General features: G+C 75.2%; 22 protein-coding genes, 1 tRNA gene and 3 pseudogenes. 13 read left to right on the top strand and 13 right to left on the bottom strand.

Features of this window, described 5'->3' with window-relative positions; genetic code table 11:
• Positions 1–54 precede the first annotated feature (54 nt).
• The 6 genes and pseudogenes from F1C15_RS16330 to F1C15_RS05480 all read right to left on the bottom strand — a co-directional run bounded on the left by F1C15_RS16330 (position 55) and on the right by F1C15_RS05480 (position 4,523).
• Positions 55–738, bottom strand: a complete 684-nt coding sequence (locus tag F1C15_RS16330) for a hypothetical protein (protein WP_370543633.1) — start codon at positions 736–738, stop codon at positions 55–57.
• 3 nt (positions 739–741) lie between these two features.
• Positions 742–807, bottom strand: a pseudogene (locus tag F1C15_RS16325) (hypothetical protein); the annotation flags it as partial.
• A gap of 113 nt (positions 808–920) precedes the next feature.
• A pseudogene (locus tag F1C15_RS16320) lies at positions 921–1,121 on the bottom strand (ATP-binding cassette domain-containing protein); the annotation flags it as partial.
• A gap of 113 nt (positions 1,122–1,234) precedes the next feature.
• Complete coding sequence (locus F1C15_RS05490; protein ID WP_185233445.1) at positions 1,235–2,140, bottom strand: ABC transporter permease; 906 nt, start codon at positions 2,138–2,140, stop codon at positions 1,235–1,237.
• On the bottom strand, positions 2,118–2,948 hold the full coding sequence (modA, locus tag F1C15_RS05485; protein WP_185233432.1) for a molybdate ABC transporter substrate-binding protein: 831 nt from the start codon (positions 2,946–2,948) through the stop codon (positions 2,118–2,120). Before modA ends, F1C15_RS05490 begins: the two co-directional genes overlap by 23 nt.
• A gap of 9 nt (positions 2,949–2,957) precedes the next feature.
• Positions 2,958–4,523: a glycosyltransferase family 87 protein gene (locus F1C15_RS05480; protein WP_185233431.1), complete on the bottom strand. Its 1,566-nt coding sequence runs from the start codon at positions 4,521–4,523 to the stop codon at positions 2,958–2,960.
• Positions 4,524–4,585: 62 nt separating this feature from the next.
• Here F1C15_RS05480 and F1C15_RS05475 point away from each other — a divergent pair, with 62 nt between their 5' ends.
• Together F1C15_RS05475 and F1C15_RS05470 are read left to right on the top strand one after the other, a co-directional pair.
• Positions 4,586–5,914, top strand: coding sequence for a molybdopterin-dependent oxidoreductase (locus F1C15_RS05475; protein ID WP_056056724.1), 1,329 nt, complete (start codon positions 4,586–4,588; stop codon positions 5,912–5,914).
• On the top strand, positions 5,911–6,411 hold the full coding sequence (locus tag F1C15_RS05470) for a hypothetical protein (protein ID WP_185233430.1): 501 nt from the start codon (positions 5,911–5,913) through the stop codon (positions 6,409–6,411). Before F1C15_RS05475 ends, F1C15_RS05470 begins: the two co-directional genes overlap by 4 nt.
• On the opposite strand, the gene F1C15_RS05465 is transcribed toward F1C15_RS05470, so the two are convergent.
• From F1C15_RS05465 to F1C15_RS05445, 5 genes are all read right to left on the bottom strand, one after another.
• On the bottom strand, positions 6,357–7,073 hold the full coding sequence (locus F1C15_RS05465; protein ID WP_255465497.1) for a bifunctional 2-polyprenyl-6-hydroxyphenol methylase/3-demethylubiquinol 3-O-methyltransferase UbiG: 717 nt from the start codon (positions 7,071–7,073) through the stop codon (positions 6,357–6,359). The two genes, F1C15_RS05470 and F1C15_RS05465, sit on opposite strands and share 55 nt — an antisense overlap.
• Positions 7,070–7,708, bottom strand: coding sequence for a DUF2064 domain-containing protein (locus F1C15_RS05460; RefSeq protein ID WP_056056720.1), 639 nt, complete (start codon positions 7,706–7,708; stop codon positions 7,070–7,072). The genes F1C15_RS05465 and F1C15_RS05460 overlap by 4 nt, the downstream gene beginning before the upstream one ends.
• Positions 7,705–8,373, bottom strand: coding sequence for a glycosyltransferase family 2 protein (locus F1C15_RS05455; RefSeq protein ID WP_056056718.1), 669 nt, complete (start codon positions 8,371–8,373; stop codon positions 7,705–7,707). Before F1C15_RS05455 ends, F1C15_RS05460 begins: the two co-directional genes overlap by 4 nt.
• 126 nt (positions 8,374–8,499) lie before the next feature.
• Positions 8,500–9,591, bottom strand: a complete 1,092-nt coding sequence (locus tag F1C15_RS05450) for an NAD(P)-dependent oxidoreductase (protein ID WP_056056716.1) — start codon at positions 9,589–9,591, stop codon at positions 8,500–8,502.
• Positions 9,588–10,514 (bottom strand): MTAP family purine nucleoside phosphorylase, encoded by a 927-nt coding sequence (locus F1C15_RS05445; RefSeq protein ID WP_255465496.1) that lies wholly within the window; start codon positions 10,512–10,514, stop codon positions 9,588–9,590. Before F1C15_RS05445 ends, F1C15_RS05450 begins: the two co-directional genes overlap by 4 nt.
• A 39-nt stretch (positions 10,515–10,553) precedes the next feature.
• Here F1C15_RS05445 and glp point away from each other — a divergent pair, with 39 nt between their 5' ends.
• From glp to F1C15_RS05420, 6 genes and pseudogenes are all read left to right on the top strand, one after another.
• Entirely contained in the window at positions 10,554–11,810 is a 1,257-nt protein-coding gene (gene glp, locus F1C15_RS05440) for a gephyrin-like molybdotransferase Glp (RefSeq protein WP_056056714.1), read from the top strand.
• Positions 11,811–11,820: 10 nt separating this feature from the next.
• A complete protein-coding gene (gene moaC / locus F1C15_RS05435; protein WP_185233428.1) occupies positions 11,821–12,339 on the top strand; it encodes a cyclic pyranopterin monophosphate synthase MoaC in 519 nt (172 codons plus the stop codon).
• On the top strand, positions 12,327–12,824 hold the full coding sequence (locus tag F1C15_RS05430) for a molybdenum cofactor biosynthesis protein B (RefSeq protein ID WP_197981390.1): 498 nt from the start codon (positions 12,327–12,329) through the stop codon (positions 12,822–12,824). The genes moaC and F1C15_RS05430 overlap by 13 nt, the downstream gene beginning before the upstream one ends.
• Entirely contained in the window at positions 12,817–13,314 is a 498-nt protein-coding gene (locus F1C15_RS05425; protein ID WP_167259900.1) for a molybdenum cofactor biosynthesis protein MoaE, read from the top strand. Before F1C15_RS05430 ends, F1C15_RS05425 begins: the two co-directional genes overlap by 8 nt.
• Before the next feature lie 164 nt (positions 13,315–13,478).
• A pseudogene (locus tag F1C15_RS16315) lies at positions 13,479–13,947 on the top strand (ATP-binding cassette domain-containing protein); the annotation flags it as partial.
• Between the two features lie 2 nt (positions 13,948–13,949).
• Positions 13,950–15,293 carry an ABC-F family ATP-binding cassette domain-containing protein gene (locus F1C15_RS05420; RefSeq protein ID WP_370543626.1) on the top strand — a complete coding sequence of 448 codons (1,344 nt, stop codon included), beginning with the start codon at positions 13,950–13,952 and terminating at the stop codon, positions 15,291–15,293.
• A 28-nt stretch (positions 15,294–15,321) separates the two neighbouring features.
• On the opposite strand, the gene F1C15_RS05415 is transcribed toward F1C15_RS05420, so the two are convergent.
• Positions 15,322–15,861 carry a MarR family winged helix-turn-helix transcriptional regulator gene (locus tag F1C15_RS05415; RefSeq protein ID WP_056056708.1) on the bottom strand — a complete coding sequence of 180 codons (540 nt, stop codon included), beginning with the start codon at positions 15,859–15,861 and terminating at the stop codon, positions 15,322–15,324.
• 76 nt (positions 15,862–15,937) lie between these two features.
• On the opposite strand from F1C15_RS05415, the gene F1C15_RS05410 reads away from it, so the two are divergent.
• From F1C15_RS05410 to F1C15_RS05395, 4 genes are all read left to right on the top strand, one after another.
• Positions 15,938–16,009, top strand: a tRNA-Gln gene (locus F1C15_RS05410).
• A gap of 105 nt (positions 16,010–16,114) precedes the next feature.
• Positions 16,115–16,603: a DUF4126 family protein gene (locus tag F1C15_RS05405; RefSeq protein ID WP_185233424.1), complete on the top strand. Its 489-nt coding sequence runs from the start codon at positions 16,115–16,117 to the stop codon at positions 16,601–16,603.
• 61 nt (positions 16,604–16,664) lie between these two features.
• Entirely contained in the window at positions 16,665–18,098 is a 1,434-nt protein-coding gene (gene glmU, locus F1C15_RS05400) for a bifunctional UDP-N-acetylglucosamine diphosphorylase/glucosamine-1-phosphate N-acetyltransferase GlmU (RefSeq protein WP_185233422.1), read from the top strand.
• Between the two features lie 43 nt (positions 18,099–18,141).
• Positions 18,142–19,119, top strand: coding sequence for a ribose-phosphate diphosphokinase (locus F1C15_RS05395; RefSeq protein WP_056056702.1), 978 nt, complete (start codon positions 18,142–18,144; stop codon positions 19,117–19,119).
• 73 nt (positions 19,120–19,192) lie between these two features.
• Here F1C15_RS05395 and gndA read toward each other — a convergent pair whose 3' ends face one another.
• Positions 19,193–20,596: an NADP-dependent phosphogluconate dehydrogenase gene (gndA, locus tag F1C15_RS05390; protein WP_056058923.1), complete on the bottom strand. Its 1,404-nt coding sequence runs from the start codon at positions 20,594–20,596 to the stop codon at positions 19,193–19,195.
• A gap of 206 nt (positions 20,597–20,802) precedes the next feature.
• On the opposite strand from gndA, the gene F1C15_RS05385 reads away from it, so the two are divergent.
• Positions 20,803–21,324: a gluconokinase gene (locus F1C15_RS05385; RefSeq protein ID WP_185233421.1), complete on the top strand. Its 522-nt coding sequence runs from the start codon at positions 20,803–20,805 to the stop codon at positions 21,322–21,324.
• The last annotated feature ends 19 nt before the right edge of the window (positions 21,325–21,343 follow it).

The following is a 21,343-nucleotide window of genomic DNA, read 5'->3' as shown; positions in this document are numbered from 1 at the left end:
GGGTCCGTGTCCTCGCCGGTGCGGGCCCCCGCTGCACCGGGGAACGCCCGCCGGTCAGCGGATCGTGACGAAGCCCGGGTCGACCGTCACCGTCACCGGGGCGCCGGCGTGCAGCACGGCGGGGTCGGCGTCGCCGAGGGGCACCTCCGCGGTGGCCAGGTGACCGCCCCGGTCGGTGGCCACCAGCACGGCCAGCCGCGAGAGACGCTGCTCGGTGCGGACGACGCGGGCGGCGAGGGCGGCGGGCGCCGCGCCTCCTGCAGGGAGGTCCCCCGGGGCGGCCACCCGGCCGGCCCCGCCGCGGCCGGGGGCGGAGAGCACCAGCGCCTCGGCCGGGAAGGCGACCCGGGGCGGCCCCGTCGCGGCCCGCGGGCGCGTCGACGTCAGCACGAGCCCGCCCGGCAGCTCGGCGGTCAGCGTGCCCGGCCCCTCGTGGACCGCCGTGGGCGACCACACCGTGGCGCCGGTCAGCGACGCGACGTAGGGGGTGTGCGGGTCGAGCAGCACGGCGGTCGGGCTGCCGTGCTGCACGGCGGCTCCCCGCTCGAGCACGACGACCCGGTGCGCGAGGGCCCCCGCGTCGACCGGGTCGTGGGTCACGAGCACCGTCGGCACGGCGACCCCGCGCAGCAGCTCGGCGAGGGCCGCCCGGAGCTCGGCCCGCGCCCCGGCGTCGAGTGCGGCGAGCGGCTCGTCGAGCAGCAGGAGTCGCGGGTCGGCCGCCAGCGCCCGCGCCACCGCCACACGCTGGGACTGGCCGCCCGACAGCTCGCCGGGGCGACGCCCGGCCTGGTCGGCGAGCCCCACGCGGGCGAGCTCGTCGCGGGCGCGCGCCCGGGCGCGGGTCGCCGGCACGCCCGCGCGCGGAGGCCGAAGGCGACGTTCTCGAGGGCGGTGAGGTGCGGGAAGAGGCGGTAGTCCTGGAAGACGGTGCCGACGTCGCGGTCGCGGGCGGGGACGCTGCGCGCCGGGCCCTGCGCCGCCCGGCCGCCGGCCGTCGAGCCGCCCTCCAGCGGCCGCCCGTCGAGCACGACCGCCGACCCGTCGGCCGGCAGCAGCCCGGCCAGAGCCCCGAGCACGGTCGACTTGCCGGCGCCGTTGGGCCCGAGCAGGGCGACCACCTCGCCGGGCGCGACGTCGAGGTCGAGGGCGAGCCGGAACGCCCCGCGCGCGACGTGCAGCCGCGCCGAGAGCCCGGCCCCGGCCCCGAGCTCGGCGGCCGCTGCGCCCCCGCTCACCGCGCCCCCGTCGTCAGCCACCGGTCGCGCAGCAGCAGCAGCACCCCGACGCCGACCGCGAGCAGCAGCAGCGAGATCGCGACGGCGCTCTCGGGGTCGCTCTGCTGGGCGAGGTAGACGCTCGTCGGCAGGGTCTGGGTGCGCCCGGGGAAGGTGCCGGCGAAGGTGATCGTCGCGCCGAACTCGCCGAGGGCGCGGGCGAAGCAGAGCACGGCGCCCGCCGCGACGCCGGGCGCCACGAGCGGCACCGTCACGCGCCGGAAGGCGTACCAGCGCGACGCGCCGAGCGACGCGGCGGCGGCCTCGAGCCCCCGGTCGACCCCGCGCAGGGCCCCCTCGACGCTCAGCACGAGGAAGGGCATCGCGACGAAGGTCTGCGCGATCACGACGGCGCCCAGGGTGAACGGCACGGTGACGCCGAAGGCGGCGTCGAGGGGCCGCCCGATGAGCCCCTGGCGCCCGAGCAGGTAGAGCAGCGCGACGCCGCCGACCACGGGCGGCAGCACGAGCGGCACGGTCACGACGGCGCGCAGCAGGCGACGCCACGGCGCCGCCCAGCCGTCGCTCGTCGTCAGCAGCCAGGCCAGCGGCACGCCGAGCACCAGGCTGAGGGCGGTGGCCAGCAGGGCGCTGGTCAGCGAGAGCCGCAGGGCGTCGAGCACGCCCTCGCTGAGGAGTCGCGGCGCCAGCGTCGCCCACGGCGCCCGCACCAGCAGGGCGACGGCGGGCAGCACGAGCAGCGCGAGGCCGACGAGCGCGGGCACGAGCACGAGCACCGGGAGGCGGCGGTCACGGGCCCCGGGCCGCGTCGCGACCGCGCCGCGCCCCGCCTCGGAGGCCGGCCCTGCCCCGGAGCCGGCCCCGGAGGCCGCCCTGGCCTCAGCCGACCCGGAAGCCGGCATCGGCGAGGGCGTCCTGCCCGGGGTCGGAGAGCACGTACGCGAGGAAGGCGTCGGCCACGGTCGGGTCGGGAGCGTCGCGCAGGCGTGCCCCGAGGTACGCCGTCGTCAGGGCGTCGGCACCGCCGACGTCGACGCCCTGCACGCGGTCGCCGGCGGCCGCGACGTCGGTCTCGTAGACGAGCGCGGCGTCGACCTCACCCAGCTCGACCTTGGTCAGCGCGCTCTTCACGTCGGGCTCGAGGGTGGCGGGCACGACGTCGACGCCCTCGGCCTCGAGCAGCTGCCGGGCGAGCGCGCCGCAGGGCACCTCGACGGCGCAGAGCGCGACCGAGACGTCGGGGTCGGCGAGGTCGGCGAGGGAGTCGACGCCGCCCGGGTCGCCGGCCGGCACGGCGATCTCGAGGGCGTTCCGCGCGAACGTGGTCGGCTCGCCCTCGACGAGCCCCGCGTCGACGACGGTCTGCATCGTCGCGCTGCTCGCGCTGAGGAAGGCGTCGACGGGCGAGCCGGAGACGATCTGCTGCGCGAGCGCCGAGCTGCCGCCGTAGCTCACCGTCACGGTCGTGCCGGGGTTCGCCGCCTCGAACTCGGCGGCGAGGCGGTCGACGGTCTCCGTCAGCGAGGCCGCGGCGAGCACGGTCACCTCGCCCGACAGCGCGGGCGTCGCCCGGCCCGGGGCGGTCGTGCCCGCGGTCGAGTCGTCGCCCTGACCGAGGTCGCTGGCGGAGCACCCCGCGGAGGCGGCCAGCACGCCGAGCCCGACGAGGGCGGCGGCGAGGAGGCGGGGTGCGCGTGACCGGGTCGGCATGCGACGATCCTAGGCCGACGCCCCCGGCGGCCCGGCGGCCCCGGTCGACCTCGCCGCCCCGGCGGAGCTGCCCCCGACGCCCCCGACATCCCCGACGCCCCGGGCGCCCGCGACGCCCCCGCCCCCGAGGGCGGCACGCCCGCCCCGGCCCCGCGGCCAGCGCGGGTGGCGCAGTCGCCGGCCCCCCGCCTCCGCCAGGTCCGCCAGCCGGTCGAGCCAGCCGGCCCCGGCGCGGAGGATCGTCCCGAGCAGGATGACCAGCACCGCCGCCGCGAGCGACGACCTCTGGAGCGCCTGGCCCGGCTCGAGCTGCCGCACGAGCAGCGCGAGCGGGATCGCCAGCCACTCCCACCGCCCGGTCATCGCGACGAACGGCACGAGCAGCAGCGCGTACCAGGGGTAGCGGGGGCTGACGGCGACGAGGGTCACGCCGATCATCACCAGCTGGCCGAGCCACGGGTCGCCGGACGGCGTCCTCACCCAGACGACGACGCCCGTCACGAGCAGCACGAGGGCGACCACGGGCGTCGCGACGGAGTCGGGGAGGTACGCCGAGGCGAAGACGAATCGCGAGCCGTCCTCGTAGCCCTCCTCGGTGAGGTAGCCGGGCAGGTAGCCGAGCACGCCGATGCCCGTCGACACGACGTACGGCACGTAGAGCACGGCGAAGGTGACGATCGAGGCGACGATCACCCGCACCGGCTGGCGGCGCAGCAGCGCTGGCGCGGCGATGACCGGGATGAGCTTCGTCGCGATCGCGGCGCCCAGCGCGACGCCGCCGCGCCAGCCCGCGCCGCGGGCGACGAACAGCGAGGCGACGACGACGAGCACGGCGCCGAGCAGGTCGACGTGCGAGTTCGTCACGCCCTCGCCGAGCACGAGCGGGCACCAGCCCCAGAGCGCCGCCCACCGCGGGTCGAGCCCGCGCCGCCGCAGGGCGACGAGCAGGGCGGCCGTCGTGCCGAGCACGAGCAGCGCCCCGGCGAGCTGGAAGGGCAGGAACTCCACGTCGGCGGGCACCACCGAGCGCACCGCCCAGAACCACAGCTCGGCGGTCGGCGGGTAGATGGTCGGCACCTCGGGCCGGTTGATCGCGGTGCAGACCACGTCGCCGGTCTCGGTGTCGTAGGCGCGGTGGATCTGCCGGTCGGGCTGGCTGCAGCGCTGGCCGATCGTGCCGTCGTCGCGGGTGAAGTCGGCCGCGGGCGGGAAGATCCACTCCGGCCGCAGGTCGCGCAGCTCGCCGGAGTCGGGCGTGTACGTGTACGGCGAGGTGCCGGCGCCCTGCACGATGCCGTCCCAGGCGTAGCGGGCCGGGTCGGTGCTGGTGTTCGGCGGGCCCACGAGGGCGGCGCCGCCGAGCAGCGCCGTGCCGGCGAGCACGAGGGCGGTGACGGCCCGCAGGGGCACCCGTCGCAGCAGCACGACGGCGAGCGCGAAGAGGGCCCAGCACGCGGCCGTCCAGAGCACGTAGGAGTCGCGGAGGTCCTTCTCGAGGAAGCCCAGCTCCAGCACACCCCAGGCCACGGTCGCCGCCAATCCGGAGACGGCCACGGCCGCGAATAGAGTACGCACGCGACCAGTCTGGACGACTCCGCCCTGGGAGGTCGTTCCCGCACCTCGCAGAGACGGCCCCCATGAGACGACTGCTCGACACACTCCGCACGGCGGCCTCCTCGCCGACGCGCACGGCCCGCACCGCGACGGTGCTCGGGCGGCTGCTCGGGCTGGCCTTCGTCGTCTGCCTGCTGACCGGCCTCTACAGCCACTTCCTCCAGGAGCCCGCCGCCTGGATGCGCTTCCCGACCTCGCCCGTGTGGCTGTACCAGGTGAGCCAGGGCGTGCACATCACGGCCGGCATCGCGTGCGTCCCGCTGCTGCTCGGCAAGCTCTACGCGGTCTTCCCGCAGCTGTTCCAGACGCCGCTGGTGCGGCACCCGGTGCAGCTGCTCGAGCGCGCCTCCATCGCCCTCTTCGTCGCGAGCTCGATCCTCCAGCTCGTCACGGGGCTGCTCAACACGTACCAGTGGTACCCGTGGCCGTTCCCGTTCAAGCAGGTGCACTTCGCCCTGTCGTTCGTGATCATCGGGTCGCTCGCGGTGCACATCGCGGTGAAGCTGCCGCTCATCACGCGCTACTGGCGGGCCCGCGACAGCTACGACGCCGAGGGCCGGTTCGTCGAGCCGTCGCGCGAGCTCGACCCGGCCCGCGCCGAGTTCACGGCGGCCCGCGAGCTGCGCGCCCGGCAGGCGGCCCCCGAGCCGCGGCGCGGGCAGGCCGCGGCCGCCCCGCAGCCCACGGGCCTCGTCGGTCGCGTGACCCGGTGGATCGACGGCGCGCGTGACGAGCACGACGCGCCCCGCGCCTCCGTCGTCTCCCGCCGGGCCTTCTTCACCGGCGTCGGCGTCGCCACCGGCGGGGCCGTGGTGCTGACCGCCGGGCAGTCGTTCGCCGCGCTCGCGCCGCTCAACGCCTTCGGGCCGCGGCAGGCGGGCCTCGGCCCGAACGACCTGCCGATCAACCGCACGGCCGCGGCGGCGCGCGTCCTCGAGACCGCGATGGACCCGGCCTGGCGCCTCACCGTCGCGAACGGCGACCGCGAGCTGTCGTTCAGCGCCGCCGACCTCGAGGCGATGCGGCAGGGCGACGAGCGCCTGCCGATCGCCTGCGTCGAGGGCTGGAGCCAGACGGCGGCCTGGCGCGGCGTGCGCCTCGTCGACCTGATGGGCGCCGTCGGCGCCCCGGCCGACGCCCGCCTGAAGTTCACGAGCCTCGAGGAGAAGGGCGGGTACCGCATCATGCTGATGGGCCCCGAGTACGCCACCGACCCGACCACGCTGGTCGCCCTCGAGCTGAACGGGAGCCGCCTCGACATCGAGCACGGCTACCCGGCCCGCGTCATCGCCCCCGGCCGCCCCGGCGTGCTGCAGACCAAGTGGCTCAGCCGGATCGAGGTCGTCCGATGACCGCGTCGAGCGCCGCCCCGAGCGTGCCGGCCTCGACCGGTCGCGGCGTCCGCGTCGCCCGGGCCGTGCTGCTCGTCGTCGGCGTCGCGCTGATCGGCCTCGGCGGGTACGTGCTCACCGACACGGTGAACCCGACCCGGTACGGCGGGCTGCTGGTGTGGCTGATCGGCTCGGTGATCGTCCACGACGCCGTGCTCGCGCCGCTCGTCGTCGCCGTCTCGCTCGTCGTGCGGCGGGCCGGCCGCCGGGTGCGCCCGGCCGTGCTGGCGATCGTCCAGACGACCGTCATCGTCGGAGCCGTGCTGTCGATCGTCGTCGTGCCCGAGATCATCGCGAAGGCGAAGGGCACCAAGAACGACACGGTGCTGCCGTTCGACTACGGCGCTCGGCTGGGGGTGCTCTGGCTCGTGCTCGCCCTGCTCGCCGCCGCGACGATCGCCGTCTACCTCGCGGTGACCAGGCGACAGAAGGTCCGGCCCGAGGCCGACCAGGTCTGAGCCACCCGCAGGCCCGCGGCGGCGGCGTGCCGCCCGAGGGCCTCACGGCCGACCTCGGCCCACGGGAAGGTCGCGCTCGCGCGGCCCTGCTCGTCGACGACCTGGGCGTCGTACACGACGTCGGCGCGCGCGTCGGGAGCGGTCTCGACGACGACCGAGCCGTCGGTCGACAGCACCGAGGAGGCGCGGCGCACGAGCGCGGTCGGGTCGCCCCCGATGCCGATGTTGCCGTCGAGCAGCAGGGCGACGTGCCACGACCCCTCGCCGGGCAGGCCCGCGTCGAAGACGGAGCCGGCGACGACGGGCAGGCCCGCGTCCACGGCCATCGCGACGGCGGTGACGGAAACGTCGACCCCGAGGGCGTCGAGGCCGCGGTCGACGGCGGCGCGCACCATCCGGGCGGGGCCGCACCCGATGTCGAGCACCGAGCGCGCGTCGTCGATCGTGGTGAGGTCGGCCGCGTCGGCGTCGGCGCTCCAGCGGGCGACGTCGAAGGCGGCCTGGGCGGTGCCCCGGGCGGCGTCGCCGGGGCGACCGCCCCGTTCGCGGGTGCTGCCGGGGGAGCGGACGAGCTGCAGCAGGCCCTCACGGCGGAGGGCGCGGGCGTAGGGCTCCGCGCCTCCTGATCCGAAGGTGGGGCCGGGGTCGGAGGCGATGGTCACGAGCGGGGCTCCTCGAAGCGGTGCAGCAGGCGGGCGAAGCGGGTCTCGGGGCCGGCGGCGGCGGCCAGGCGCGCGTCGTCGATCGTGTCGACGTCGGCGAGCTCGGGCAGGGTGCGCACGCGCAGGCCGGCCTCGGCGAGGCGACGCAGCTGGTGCTCGCCGGTGTCGGCGCGCGACATCGGGACGCCGCGGAGCAGGTCGCCGGTCGGTCGGGCGAGGCCGAGGGCCCAGAAGCCGCCGTCGTTGGCGGGGCCGAACCAGGCGTCGACCTCGTCGCCGGGGCCGTCGCGCCACGAGTCGAGCACGGGCGCGAGGTCGGCGGCGGTCATCTGCGGAGTGTCCATGCCGACGAGCACGGTCGGGCCGTCGACGGCGTCGAAGAGCGCCCCGAGCCGTTCGTCGAGGTCACCGCTGGTCTGGGGGATCACATCGAGGTCTTCGGAGCCGGGCGGCGTCCGGTTGCCGTCGAAGAGCAGGACGCGTCGCGTGGCGGGCAGCGCGCGGAGCACGTCGAGGGTGTCCTGGATCGCCGCGGCGGCCAGCTCGGCCGCCTGCTCGAGGCTCAGGGGCGGGTGCAGCCGCGTCTTGACCCGGCCGGGGACGGTCTCCTTGCAGATCAGCACCAGGGTGGTCACCGGCCCACCTCGCGCAGCAGTCGCGACATGTCCTTCACGGCGACCCAGGTGCCGCGGATCGTGCCCGTGACCTTGCTGCGGCCGACCCGCGGGGCGTAGGGGGCGTCGAGCTCGACGATGCGCCAGCCGGCCTGCGAGCCGCGCAGCACCATCTCGAGCGGGTAGCCGCTGCGGCGGTCGACGAGGCCGAGGCCGAGGAGGCCCTCGCGGGAGGCGACTCGCATCGGCCCGAGGTCGTGCAGGGCGACGCCGGAGGCGCGGCGCATCAGGCGGGCCAGCACCAGGTTCGCGAGGCGGGCGTGCAGCGGCCAGGCGCCGCGCGTGGTCGGGCGTCGGCGGCCGAGCACCAGCTCGGCGTCGCCGGCGAGGACCGGGGCGGCGAGGGCGACCAGGTCGCCCGGGTCCATCGAGGCGTCCGCGTCGCAGAAGGCGACCCACGGGGCGGTGGCGGCCTCGAGGCCGGCGTGCGCGGCCGCGCCGAAGCCGCGCCGCGACTCCTCGACGACGAGGGCACCGTGCTCGCGGGCGACGGCGGCGGAGCGGTCGGTCGAGCCGTTGTCGACGACGATCGCGCGCCAGCCCTCGGGGATGCGCGTGAGCACCCAGGGCAGCGCTCCCTCCTCGTCGAGGCAGGGCAGCACGACGTCGACCAGGGGAGAGCTCATCCTCCCGACTGTAGAGAGCCCGCCTTGGGAACGGCCGGTGCCGCCCCGAACGGGGTGCGCGCCTGTCCGCCCAGCGCTGTCGGCGGCGGTGGGACGCCCCCCGCCGCCGCGTGACCGGGCCCAGGGTCAGCCGGCGACGGCCGCCCGCAGGGGCGCGGTCGCGAACTCGCGCATGCCCTCCTCGAACGACACGCTCGGGCTCCAGCCGAGCTCGTCGCGCAGCCGCTCCGACGACGCCGTGACGTGCCGCACGTCGCCCGCGCGGTACTGCCCGGTGACGACCGGGGCGGGGCCGCCGGCCTCGCGGGCCAGCGCCTCCGCCATCTCGCCGATGGTGTGCACGGTGCCGCTGCCGACGTTGAAGGCGCGGGAGGTCTCGGGCTCCTGCCCGGCCGTCCAGTCGAGCGCCGCGAGGTTCGCCGACGCGACGTCGCGCACGTGCACGAAGTCCCGGCGCTGGGCGCCGTCCTCGTAGACGCGCGGCGCCTCGCCCCGCTCGAGCGACGAGCGGAAGAGCGAGGCCACGCCGGCGTACGGCGTGTTCTGCGGCATGCCGGGCCCGTAGACGTTGTGGTAGCGCAGGGCCGCCGCGCGCCCGCCGGTGCTGCGGGCCCACGAGGTGGCGAGGTGCTCCTGCGTCAGCTTCGTGATCGCGTAGACGTTGCGCGGGTCGAGCGGCGCCTCCTCCGAGATGAGCTGCGGCTGCAGCAGCTCGCCGTGCTCGTCGCGCGGGTCGAAGACGCCCGCGTCGAGGTCGGCGACGCGGCGGGGCGCCGGGCGCTCCGTCTCGCCGGTCGACGTGCGGTAGCTGCCCTCGCCGTAGACGACCATCGACGAGGCGACGACGAGACGGCCGACGCCGGCCCTGTCCATCGCCGCGAGCAGCACGGCCGTGCCGTGCTCGTTGCTGTCGACGTAGTCGGGGGCGTCCTGGAAGTCGACGCCGAGCCCCACCTTCGCGGCCTGGTGGCAGACGGCGTCGACCCCGACGAGCGCGGCGTCGACGGCGGCGGCGTCGCGCACGTCGGCGTGCACGAACTCGACGCGCGGGTCGAGCGACGGGGGCCCGCCGTGCACGTCGGGGCGCAGCGAGTCGAGCACGCGCACCGTCCAGCCACGGTCGAGCGCCTGCGCCACGATCGCGGAGCCGATGAACCCGGCCCCGCCCGTGACGAGCAGCCGGCCGGGGGCCGACGGGTCGCGGGTCGCGTCGCTCACGACCGTGCCGCCGCGACGGGCCGTGCGAGGACCTCGGCCACGGCCGCCGCCGGGATCAGCTCGCGCGGCTCGTAGTCGGCCGGCAGCGCCGCGACGATGGACTCGATGGCGGCGACGATGCGGGGCTGGGCCGCGGCGAGGCGCTCCATCACGAGGCCGTGGCTGACGGCGTCGTCGTCGGTGCCCTCCTCGGGCGAGATGCCGGCGTCGCTGTCGGTGACGAACGACAGGTTGACGGCGCCCATGCCGAGCTCCATCGTGAGCGGCACCTCCGGGTACATCGTCATGTTGATCGTGTGCGCGCCCGCGGCGCGGAACCACAGCGACTCCGCCCGCGTCGAGAAGCGCGGGCCCTGGATGACGACGCAGGTGCCGGTCGCGGCGAACGGCTCGCCCTGCTGCTCGAGGGCGGCGACGGCCGCGGCGCGCAGCACCGGGTCGAACGGGTCGGCCGCGACGAGGTGCTGCACCGAGCCCGCGACGTCGAAGAACGTGTCGGGGCGGCCCCAGGTGCGGTCGATGAACTGGTCGGTGACGACCATCGTGCCCGGCGGGTACTCCGGGCTGACCCCGCCCACGGCCGACGACGAGACGACGGCCTTCGCGCCGAGCGACGCGAGCGCCCAGACGTTCGCGCGGAAGTCGATGCGGTGCGGCGGCACCGAGTGGCCCTTGCCGTGCCGCGTGAGGAAGGCGACCGTCTTGCCGCCGAGCTGCCCGACCGTGACCTCGCTCGAGGTGGGCCCGTAGGGCGTCTCGACGACGTGGCTCGTGGCCGTGCCGGGGGCGAACAGCGAGTAGAGGCCCGAGCCGCCGATCACGGCGACGTCCACTCGGGGCAGGCCCGCGGCGTCGGGCGCGGCGGAGCCGGCGGGGGAGGGGGAGGTCGAGGAGTCGCGGTGCGCGTCGGTCGTGTCGGTCACGCTCGCTACGCTACTGGCGACCACCGCGAGAGGAGCCGTGTGCGCACCGTCGAGCAGCACCGCCACGACGTCGAGGCCCTGGTGAGGGACGCCCTCGCCGACCGTTCCCCCGAGGTCCTCCGCGTCGATCCCGCCCTCCTCGCGGCGGAGCCCGAGCGCTACCGCCGCCGGGTGCTCGCCGCGCCCCTCGCCGCGCCGATCGACCTCCCGCCCTTCGCGAACTCGCAGATGGACGGCTTCGCCGTGGGCGCTGCCGACCTGGGGGGCGCGGGGCCGGTCGACCTCGTCGTCGTCGAGCCGATCCCCGCGGGGCGGACGGGCCCGCGACTCCTGCCCGGCACGGCCGCGCCGATCATGACGGGGGCGCCCGTGCCCGAGGGCGCCGTCGCGGTGGTGCCCGTCGAGCGGGCCCTGCCCGCGGCCTTCCCCGAGCCCGGCACGGCGGCCCGCGTCGTGCTGCCCGGCGACGTCGCCCCCGGCACGTTCGTGCGGGCGGCCGGCAGCGACGTGGCCGCCGGCGCCGTCCTGCACGAGGCGGGCACGGTGCTGACGCCCGCCCGCTGGGGGGTCGTCGCCGCCGCGGGCCTCGCCACGGTCGAGGTGCTGCGCCGCCCGAGGGTGCTGCTCGTCTCGACGGGGGAGGAACTCGCCGAGCCCGGCTCGGCGCTCGCGCCGGGCACGATCCACGACGCGAACGGCGCGAGCCTCGCCGCGGCCCTCGGCGACGTCGGCGTCGACGTGCGGGTGCGCCGCGTCTCCGACGACGCCCGCGCGCTGCTCGCCGTGGTCGCCGCCGCGGCCGACGACGTCGACCTCGTCGTCACCACCGGCGGGGTCAGCGCCGGGGCCTACGAGGTCGTGCGCGACGCCTTCGAGGCCGCGGGCGTCGTGTTCTCGTCGGTCGCGATGCAGCCGGGCGGGCCGCAGGGCCTGGGGCGCCTCCGGCTCGAGGGCCGGGCGGCCGCCCTGCCGGTCGTCTGCTTCCCCGGCAACCCGGTCAGTGCGCTGGTGTCGTTCGAGGCGTTCCTCCGCCCCGTGCTCCAGGCCGAGACGTCGGCGGGCACCCCGCGTCGGGCGTGGTCGGCCCCGATGGCCGAGGCGGCCGAGTCGCCCGTCGGCAAGCACCAGCTGCGCCGGGGCCGGCTCGACGACGACGGCCGGGTCCGGTTCGTCGGCGGCCCGGGCTCGCACCTGCTCTCCGCCCACGCGGCGGCCTCGCTGCTGGTGCACCTCCCGGTCGGGGTCGACCGGGTGCAGCCGGGCGACGAGGTCGTAGTCTGGGCCCTCGACGACTGAGGGGCCCGCGATGACCGACGACCACTACCGCCTCCGCCCGGCCTCCTCCTCGCCCGTGGCGCCCGGCGGCCTCACCCACGTGCGGGCCGACGGCACCGCGCACATGGTCGACGTGACCGAGAAGCCCGAGACGACGCGCGAGGCCTCCGCCCAGGCCGTGATCACGACGCGGCCCGACGTCGTCGCCCAGCTCAGCGACGGCACCCTGCCGAAGGGCGAGGCCCTCGGCACCGCCCGCATCGCGGGCATCATGGCCGCGAAGCAGACGCCCGCGCTCATCCCGCTCTGCCACCCGCTGCCGCTCGGCGCGATCTCGGTCGACTTCGAGGTCGCCCGCGACCGCGTCACGGTCGTCGCCCGCGTGGCGACCCGCGGCGTGACGGGGGTCGAGATGGAGGCGCTGACCGCGGCCACCGTCGCGGCCCTGACCCTCTTCGACATGATCAAGGCCGTCGACCACCTCGCCGTGATCGGCGACGTGAAGGTGCTCGAGAAGTCGGGCGGCACCTCGGGGCGCTGGTCGCGGTGACCACCCTGCCGGTGCGCCGCGTCGCGGTCGTCGTGGCCTCCACCCGGGCCGCCGCCGGCCGGGCCGACGACCTCACCGGGCCCGTGATCCGGGCCTGGGCCGAGGCCCGCGGCTGGGACGTCGCCGAGCCGGTCGTCGTCGCCGACGGCCCGCCCGTGGGCGCGGCGCTCGCCGCGGCGCTCGCCGACGGCCCCGACCTCGTCGTCACGACCGGCGGCACCGGGCTGACGCCGACCGACCGCACGCCCGAGCAGACCCGCCCCCTGCTCGACCTCGAGGTGCCGGGCGTCGCGGAAGAGCTGCGCCGCCGCGGCCTCGCCGCCACCCCCACGGCCGTCCTCTCCCGCGGAGTCGCCGGCGTCGCGGGCCGCACCTTCGTCGTCAACCTCCCCGGCTCGCGCGGGGGAGTGCGCGACGGCCTCGCCGTGCTCGACGAGATCGTCGACCACGCCCTCGACCAGATCTCCGGAGGCGCACATGACTGACGACGACGGCCCGCTCTCCGAGACGGCCGGCCCCGACGACGACGTCCCCGTGCCGGGCGGCCCGAGCGGGCGGGTCGTGCTCGCCGAGGTGGTCTCGACCGAGCTGTCGGCCACCGAGTGCTCCGTGATGGTCTCGAGCCGCGCCTCCGGGGCGGTGGTGGCCTTCGCCGGGGTGGTGCGCGACCACGACGACGGCCGGGGCGTGACGGCCCTGCACTACGAGGCGCACCCGTCGGCGGGCGACGTCATGGCCGAGGTCGCCGAGCAGATCGCCGCGCGGCACCCCGAGGTGACGATCGCCGTGCAGCACCGGGTCGGCGACCTCGACGTCGGCGACCTCGCGCTGGCCTGCGCGGTCGCCTCGGCGCACCGGGCCGCCGCCTTCGTCGCGTGCTCCGACCTCGTCGACCTGGTCAAGGAGCGCGTGCCGATCTGGAAGCGCCAGGAGTTCACCGACGGCACCGACGAGTGGGTCGCCTCGCTCGGCTGACCGTGCCGCGGCCGGCGACGGCGGGCCCAGCTGGGCCGCACTACTCTTCTCGGGTGGCACATCTGCTGGCGCGCTGGAGCTGAGGCGTCGCGGAGCGGCGCGCGACGCCAGCGCCGAGGGAGCCTGCGACCGAGGGTCCAGGTGAGCCGCACTACTCTTCTCAGGTGGCACATCTACTTGGAGCAGAGAACCTCCGGCTCGAGTTCCCGACGAAGGTCGTCCTCGACGGCGTCACCCTCGGCATCGACGAGGGCTCCCGGATCGGCGTCGTCGGGCGCAACGGCGACGGCAAGTCGACGCTCATGTCGGTGCTCGCCGGCCGGCTCGAGCCCGACGACGGCCGCGTCACGACCCGCCGCGGCCTCACCATCGGCATGCTCGACCAGCGCGACGTGCTGCCCGAGCACGAGACCGTCGGCGCGATGATCGTCGGCGACCGGGAAGAGCACGAGTGGGCGGGCGACGCCCGCATCCGCGACGTCATCTCCGGCCTCGCCAGCGACATCCCGTGGGAGGCCACCCTCGGCGACCTCTCCGGCGGCCAGCGTCGCCGTGTCGCGCTCGCCACCCTGCTCGTCGGCGACTGGGACGTCCTCTTCCTCGACGAGCCCACCAACCACCTCGACGTCGAGGGCGTGGCCTGGCTGGCCGAGCACCTCCGTCGTCGCTGGTCGGCCTCGTCGGGCGCGCTCGTCGTCGTGACCCACGACCGGTGGTTCCTCGACGAGGTCTCGACCGACACGTGGGAGGTGCACGACGGCGTCGTCGAGCCCTTCGAGGGCGGCTACGCGGCCTACGTGCTGCAGCGCGTCGAGCGCGACCGCTCGGCCGCGGCGAGCGAGTCGAAGCGCCAGAACCTCATGCGGAAGGAGCTGGCGTGGCTGCGCCGCGGCGCCCCCGCCCGCTCGACGAAGCCGAAGTTCCGCATCGACGCCGCCAACGAGCTCATCGCCGACGAGCCGCCCGCCCGCAACTCGGTCGAGCTGTCGCAGATGGCGACCGCGCGGCTCGGCAAGGACGTCGTCGACCTCGTCGAGGTCGGCGTCTCGTTCGGCGACAAGCGCGTGCTGCACGACGTCGAGTGGCGCATCGCGCCCGGCGAGCGCACCGGCATCCTCGGCGTCAACGGCGCCGGCAAGTCCACCCTGCTGAAGGTCGTCACCGGGGTCGTGGCCCCGACGGAGGGGCGGGTCAAGCAGGGCAAGACGGTCAAGTTCGCCATCCTCGACCAGCAGCTCGCCGACCTGCACGCCGTCGCGAACGAGAAGGTGAACGACCTGATCGGCCGGCAGCGCACCTCCTACGTGACGGCCGGCAAGGAGATGACGCCGGGCCAGCTGCTCGAGCGCCTCGGCTTCACGAGCGCGCAGCTGCAGACGCCCATCAAGGACCTCTCGGGCGGGCAGAAGCGCCGCCTCCAGTTCTTGCTCATCCTGCTGAACGAGCCGAACGTGCTCATCCTCGACGAGCCCACCAACGACCTCGACACCGACATGCTCGCGGCGATGGAGGACCTCCTCGACGGCTGGCCCGGCACCCTGCTCGTCGTCTCGCACGACCGGTACCTGCTCGAGCGCGTCACCGACCAGCAGTACGCCGTGCTCGACGGGGCCTTCCGGCACCTGCCGGGCGGCGTCGACCAGTACCTGGCGCTCCGCAAGCAGGTGACCGACGCCCAGGGAGGCGCCACCGACCGGCCGACGGCGGTCCAGGGAGCCCACGGCTCGGTCGCGGCGGCCGCCGCGGCGTCGGGCCTCTCGGGCGCCGAGAAGCGCAACGCGGAGAAGGAGCTCGGCTCGATCGACCGCAAGCTGGCGAAGGCGGGCGGCGACCGCGCCGGCCTGCTCGAGCAGTTCGCGACCTTCGACCAGTCCGACTTCGACGGCCTCGCGGCGCTGCAGGCGAAGCTCACGGCGCTCGACGCGAAGACCGCCGAGCTCGAGGCCCGCTGGCTGGAGCTCAGCGAGCTGCTCGCCTAGCGAGCCACTCGGGCCGCGCGCGGGTGGCCTAGCCGCCGAGCGTGAGGCTCAGGGTGCGCAGCAGCCCGGCGAGGCGGCGGCGGTCGTGGTCGTCGAGGTCGCTGAGCAGGGCCCGCTCGGCCTCGACGAGCCGCTCGATGGCGTCGTCGACCGCGCGGCCGCCCGACGGGGTGAGCGTGACGAGGATCCCGCGCCCGTCGTGCGGGTCGGTGCGCCGCTCGACGAGGTCGCGGGCGACGAGCCGGTCGATGCGGTTGGTCATGGCGCCGCTCGAGACGAGCGTCTGCTGCAGGAGGGTCTTCGGGCTGAGCTGGTGCGGGGCGCCCGCGCGGCGCAGGGCGGAGAGCACGTCGAACTCCCACTGCTCGAGGTCGCTGGCGACGAAGGCGTCGCGTCGGGCCCGCTCGAGGTGCTTGGCGAGCCGGTCGACGCGCGAGAGCACGTGCAGCGGGGCGAAGTCGAGGTCGGGGCGCTCGTGGCCCCAGGCGTCGACGATGCGGTCGACCTCGTCGCGGGGCTCGGGCCCCGCGGGCTGGTCGCGCCCCTCGGTGCGCTCGGGCTCGGACATCCCCTCATCATGGCACCCGGTCCGCTTTGCCCTGCCTGCACCGCGCTGTCACACTTGACCTCGCGCGCGAGCGCGGTCCGCCATGGTGTAACGGCAGCACGACAGCCTTTGGAGCTGTTAGGTCCAGGTTCGAATCCTGGTGGCGGAGCCGTGAGTCGGCCGGGCGGGGCGGACGCCGTGCGGCTCCGTCGGTAGCCTCCAGGTCCACCGGCCGGCCGCGTCAGCGCCGCGCCCCGACGACGAGGAGCCGCCCATGTCGACGTCCGCCACCCTCCGCCCGCTCGTGAAGGCCGCCCTGCTCGGCGCCCTCAGCGGCTCCCGCTCCGCCACGCCCCTCGCCGTGCTCGCCCTCCACCACGACAGCGCGGAGTCGCGGGGCAGCTGGCAGCGCTGGGCCCTGTTCCGCAGCCCCGTCGGCCGCGGCGTGGCCGTCGCCGCCGGAGCGGGCGAGCTCGTCGGCGACAAGCTGCCCGCCACGCCCAGCCGCGTGGGCGCGGGCCCGCTCCTCGGCCGGGCCACCTCCGGCGCCGTCGTCGGCGCCGCGATCAGCACCACCGCGGGCGACGGCCACCGCGTCGCCGGCGCCGTGGCCGGGGCGCTCGGCGCCCTCGCGGGCAGCTGGCTCTTCTACGTCGCCCGGAAGGCCGTCGTCGAGAAGACCGGCCTGCCCGACCTCGTCGTCGCGCTCGTCGAGGACGCCGTCGCGGTCTCCGGCTCGGTCGCCGTCGTCCGCTCCCGCTGATCGCCGCCCCCGCGTGGGAGGATCGGCGGTGAACGCCGCGCCCACCTCACCAAGGAGCACCATGCCCGCACGCACCCTCGCCGTCGTCGTCCTCGCCGCAGGGCAGGGCACGCGCATGAAGTCCGCGACCCCGAAGGTGCTGCACCGCCTGGCCGGCCTCCCGCTGATCCAGCACGTCCTCGAGTCGTCGGCCGCGCTCGAGCCCGAGCACCTCGTCGCCGTCGTGCGGCACGAGCGCGACCTCGTCGTCACGAGCATCGTCGAGACGACGCCGACAGCCCTGATCGTCGACCAGGACGACGTGCCCGGCACCGGCCGCGCCGTCGAGCAGGCCGTCGAGGCGCTGCCCGCCGACTTCGACGGCGACGTCGTCGTCGTGAGCGCCGACGTGCCCTTCCTCGACCACGGCACCCTGCGCGGCCTCCTCGAGCAGCACCGTGAGGAGGCGGCGGCCGCGACGCTGCTGTCGGCCGTCCTCCCCGACGCCACCGGCTACGGCCGCGTCGTGCGCCTCGCCTCGGGCGACGTGGAGCGCATCGTCGAGCACAAGGACGCCACCGACGCCGAGCGGGCGCTCCGCGAGATCAACTCGGGCACCTACGCCTTCACGGTCGCGGCCCTCCGCGCGCAGCTGCCCCGCGTCGGCTCGGCCAACGCCCAGAACGAGAAGTACGTCACCGACGTCGTCGGCCTGCTCACCGGCGCCGGCGAGAAGGTCGCCGCCCGCGCGGTCGACGAGACCTGGCGCCTCGAGGGCATCAACGACCGCGTGCAGCTCGCCGTGGCCGCCCGCCGCCTCAACGACCGCATCGTCGAGCACTGGCAGCGCGAGGGCGTCAGCATCGTCGACCCGCAGACCACCTGGATCGACCGCGACGTCGCCCTCAGCCCCGACGTCGAGCTGCTGCCCGGCACCCAGCTGAAGGGCGCGACCTACGTGGCCGCCGGCGCCGTCGTCGGGCCCGACACCACCCTCGTCGACACGGAGGTGGGCGAGGGCGCGGTCGTGAAGCGCACCGACGCGACCCTCGCCGTGATCGGTGCCCGCGCCTCCGTCGGCCCGTTCTCGTACCTGCGGCCCGGCACGACGCTCGGCGAGGGCGGCAAGATCGGCACCTTCGTCGAGACCAAGAACGCCGAGATCGGCGCGGGCTCGAAGGTGCCGCACCTCAGCTACATCGGCGACACCGAGGTCGGCACCGACTCGAACATCGGCGCCGGCACGATCACGGCCAACTACGACGGCGTCTCGAAGCACCGCACCGAGGTCGGCTCGAACGTGAGGACGGGGTCGCACAACGTGTTCGTCGCCCCCGTTAGGATTGGCGACGGAGCGTACTCAGGTGCGGGAACGGTCGTCCGGAAGGACGTGCCGGCAGGTGCCCTGGCCCTGAGCATCGCTCCACAGCGCAATGCGAGCGGATGGGTCGAGGCGAACCGCCCCGGCACCGCGGCTGCCGAGGCCGCCGCCCGCGCCGAACGAACGACCGACTAGCGAGCCGGTCGGGTTGGCCCCTCGGGGCCGGAGAGCGAGTGACGTGTCCGGAATCAAGATCACCGGGGAGAACCGACTCGTCCTGGTCTCGGGTCGTGCGCACCCCGAGCTGGCGAACCAGATCGCGGCGGAGCTCGGCTCGGAGCTCATCCCGACCGACGCCCGCACCTTCGCCAACGGCGAGCTCTACGCCCGCTTCGACGAGAGCGTGCGCGGTGCCGACGCGTTCGTCATCCAGTCGCACTCGGCCCCGATCAACGAGTGGCTCATGGAGCAGCTCATCATGGTCGACGCGCTCAAGCGCGCCTCGGCCAAGCGCATCACGGTCGTCGCCCCCTTCTACCCGTACGCCCGGCAAGACAAGAAGGGCCGCGGCCGCGAGCCGATCTCGGCCCGCCTCGTCGCCGACCTGTTCAAGGCCGCCGGCGCCCACCGCATCATGAGCGTCGACCTGCACGCCCCGCAGATCCAGGGCTTCTTCGACGGCCCCGTCGACCACCTCTTCGCCATGCCGGTGCTGCTCGAGCACTTCCGCGCGAAGCTCGACAACTCGACGCTCACGGTCGTGTCGCCCGACATGGGCCGCGTGCGCGTCGCCGACATCTGGAGCGAGAAGCTCGACGCCCCCCTCGCCATCATCCACAAGCGCCGCGACCCGCTGGTGCCGAACCAGGTGACGGTGCACGAGATCGTCGGCGAGGTCGAGGGCCGCGTCTGCCTGCTCGTCGACGACCTGATCGACACGGGCCGCACCATCGTCAAGGCCGCCGAGGCCCTCAAGGCCGCCGGCGCGATCGGCGTCGTGGTCGCCGCGACCCACGCCGTGTTCAGTGACCCTGCCCCCGAGATCCTCGCCAGCGAGTTCATCGACTCGGTCGTCGTCACCGACACCCTGCCGCTGACCGAGCACCAGAAGTTCGACAAGCTCGAGATCCTGCCGATCGCCCCGCTGATCGCGCGGGCCATCCACGAGGTCTTCGACAACGGGTCGGTCACGTCGATGTTCGACGGAGCCGCCTGACCCAGCCCACGCCGTGACGACGGGGCGACCAGCACTGCTGGTCGCCCCGTCGTCGTCCCGGTGAGTCGTCGACTCAGTGCGTCGACGGCTCCGTCTCGATCTCCGAGCGGTCGCCCGACCAGAGGGTGTGGAACACACCCTCCTCGCCGACCCGCTCGTAGGTGTGCGCGCCGAAGAAGTCGCGCTGCCCCTGGATGAGGGCGGCGGGGAGGCGCTCCGACGCGAGCGAGTCGTAGTACGACAGCGCCGACGCGAACCCGGGCACGGGGATCCCCGACAGCGCCGCCTTGGCGACGATGCGGCGCCAGGCGTCCTCGCCGTCGCGCACGGCGGCGGCGAAGTAGTCGTCCTCGAGCAGGGTCGCGATGGTCGCGTCCTTCTCGTAGGCGTCGACGATGCGGTTCAGGAACTGCGCGCGGATGATGCAGCCGCCGCGCCAGATCTTCGCGATCGCGCCCTTGTCGATGTCCCAGCCGTACTCCAGGGCGCCCGCGATGATGGCGTCGAAGCCCTGCGCGTAGGCGACGATCTTCGACGCGTAGAGCGCCTTCTGCACGTCGTCCTCGAAGCCGTCGCCCGCCTCCTGCACCTCGGGTCGGCCCTGCAGCGTCGCCTGCACGGCGGCGCGCTGGTCGGGCTTCGACGACACGGCGCGGGCGAAGACGGCCTCGGCGATGCCGCCGACGGGCACGCCGAGCCCGACCGAGTTCTGCACCGTCCAGACGCCGGTGCCCTTCGAGCCCGCCTGGTCGACGATCGAGTCGACCAGCGGGGCGTCGGTCTTCGCGTCGGTCTGGCGCAGCACCTCGGCGGTGATCTCGATGAGGTACGACTCGAGCTCGCCGCGGTTCCACTCCTCGAACACGTCGGCGATGGCGGCCGGCTCGTGGCCCCCGACGCGGCGCAGCAGGTCGTACGACTCGGCGATGAGCTGCATGTCGGCGTACTCGATGCCGTTGTGGATCATCTTGACGAAGTGGCCGGCGCCGTCGCTGCCGACGTGGGTGACGCAGGGCTCGCCCTCGGCGACCGCGGCGATCGAGGCGAGGATGGGGCCGAGGGTCTCGTACGCCTCCTTCGAGCCGCCGGGCATGATCGACGGGCCCTTCAGCGCGCCCTCCTCGCCGCCCGAGATGCCGGCGCCCACGAAGTTCAGGCCGCGCTCCTTGAGGGCGGCCTCGCGCCTCCGCGTGTCCTGGAAGTTCGCGTTGCCGCCGTCGACGATGATGTCGCCCTCCTCGAAGAGGTCGGCGAGCTGGTCGATGACGGCGTCGGTGCCCTTCCCGGCCTGCACCATGATGATCGCGGTGCGCGGCTTCTGCAGCGACGCCGCGAAGTCCTCGATCGACTTGGACGCGACGAAGCCGGCGTCGCCGTGCTCGCTCATCAGGGTGTCGGTGCGCTCGGGGGAGCGGTTGTAGACCGCGACGGTGTTGCCCTCGCGGCTGGCCAGGTTGCGCGCCAGGTTGGAGCCCATGACGGCCAGGCCGACCACTCCGATGTTCGCCTGCGCGGTCTGCTCGCTCGTGTCTCCGTGTTCGGTCACGGTGCCTCCTCAAGGTCGGTGGACCGCAGACTATGCCTCGCCGCTCACCGGTTGACAGGGACCGTCAGGCACCCCCGGCGGACGGGGGGAGGCGCGCCTACGCTGGTCGGGACCCGCCCGTCTCGGAAGGACACCGCATGACCACCACCACCCTGCCCCCCGTCGTCGTGATGGGCGTGAGCGGGTCGGGCAAGTCGACCGTCGGCGAGCTGCTGGCCGAGCGCGCCGGCGTGCCGTTCGTCGACGCCGACGACCTGCACCCGAAGGCCAACCGCGACAAGATGTCGGCCGGCCACCCGCTCGACGACGACGACCGTCGGCCCTGGCTCGAGATCGTCGCCCGGCGCATCCGCGAGGCCGGCGACGACGGCGTGGTGGTCGCGTGCTCGGCGCTGAAGCGCTCGTACCGCGACGTCCTCCGCTCGGGCGACGACCGCCTCCGCTTCGTCCACCTCACCGGGGTCCGCGAGCTCGTGGCCGAGCGCCAGAAGGCCCGGAAGGGCCACTTCATGCCGCCCGGGCTGATGGAGTCGCAGTTCGCCGCGCTCGAGCCGCTCGCCGACGACGAGCCCGGCACCAGCGTCGACGTGCAGGCCGGCCCCGACGAGATCGTGGCCGAGGTCCTCGACCGGTTGGCGACACGCCCGGGCCGCGTGTAACCTGGGCAGCTGAACTTCG

The sequence above is a fragment of the Frigoribacterium sp. NBH87 genome, assembly GCF_014217665.1.
GTDB lineage: Bacteria > Actinomycetota > Actinomycetes > Actinomycetales > Microbacteriaceae > Frigoribacterium > Frigoribacterium endophyticum.
The sequence above is the reverse complement of the archived record's forward strand: the minus strand, read 5'-3'. Positions and strand labels throughout refer to the sequence as shown.

Excerpts from the sequence above, each read along its gene's own strand:
- F1C15_RS05490 (WP_185233445.1), bottom strand. The coding sequence starts at position 2,140 with ATGCCGGCTTCCGGGTCGGCTGAGGCCAGGGCGGCCTCCGGGGCCGGC.
- modA (WP_185233432.1), bottom strand. The coding sequence starts at position 2,948 with ATGCCGACCCGGTCACGCGCACCCCGCCTCCTCGCCGCCGCCCTCGTC.
- F1C15_RS05475 (WP_056056724.1), top strand. The coding sequence starts at position 4,586 with ATGAGACGACTGCTCGACACACTCCGCACGGCGGCCTCCTCGCCGACG.
- F1C15_RS05470 (WP_185233430.1), top strand. The coding sequence starts at position 5,911 with ATGACCGCGTCGAGCGCCGCCCCGAGCGTGCCGGCCTCGACCGGTCGC.
- F1C15_RS05455 (WP_056056718.1), bottom strand. The coding sequence starts at position 8,373 with ATGAGCTCTCCCCTGGTCGACGTCGTGCTGCCCTGCCTCGACGAGGAG.
- moaC (WP_185233428.1), top strand. The coding sequence starts at position 11,821 with ATGACCGACGACCACTACCGCCTCCGCCCGGCCTCCTCCTCGCCCGTG.
- F1C15_RS05425 (WP_167259900.1), top strand. The coding sequence starts at position 12,817 with ATGACTGACGACGACGGCCCGCTCTCCGAGACGGCCGGCCCCGACGAC.
- F1C15_RS05415 (WP_056056708.1), bottom strand. The coding sequence starts at position 15,861 with ATGTCCGAGCCCGAGCGCACCGAGGGGCGCGACCAGCCCGCGGGGCCC.
- F1C15_RS05405 (WP_185233424.1), top strand. The coding sequence starts at position 16,115 with ATGTCGACGTCCGCCACCCTCCGCCCGCTCGTGAAGGCCGCCCTGCTC.
- glmU (WP_185233422.1), top strand. The coding sequence starts at position 16,665 with ATGCCCGCACGCACCCTCGCCGTCGTCGTCCTCGCCGCAGGGCAGGGC.
- gndA (WP_056058923.1), bottom strand. The coding sequence starts at position 20,596 with ATGGGCTCCAACCTGGCGCGCAACCTGGCCAGCCGCGAGGGCAACACC.
- F1C15_RS05385 (WP_185233421.1), top strand. The coding sequence starts at position 20,803 with ATGACCACCACCACCCTGCCCCCCGTCGTCGTGATGGGCGTGAGCGGG.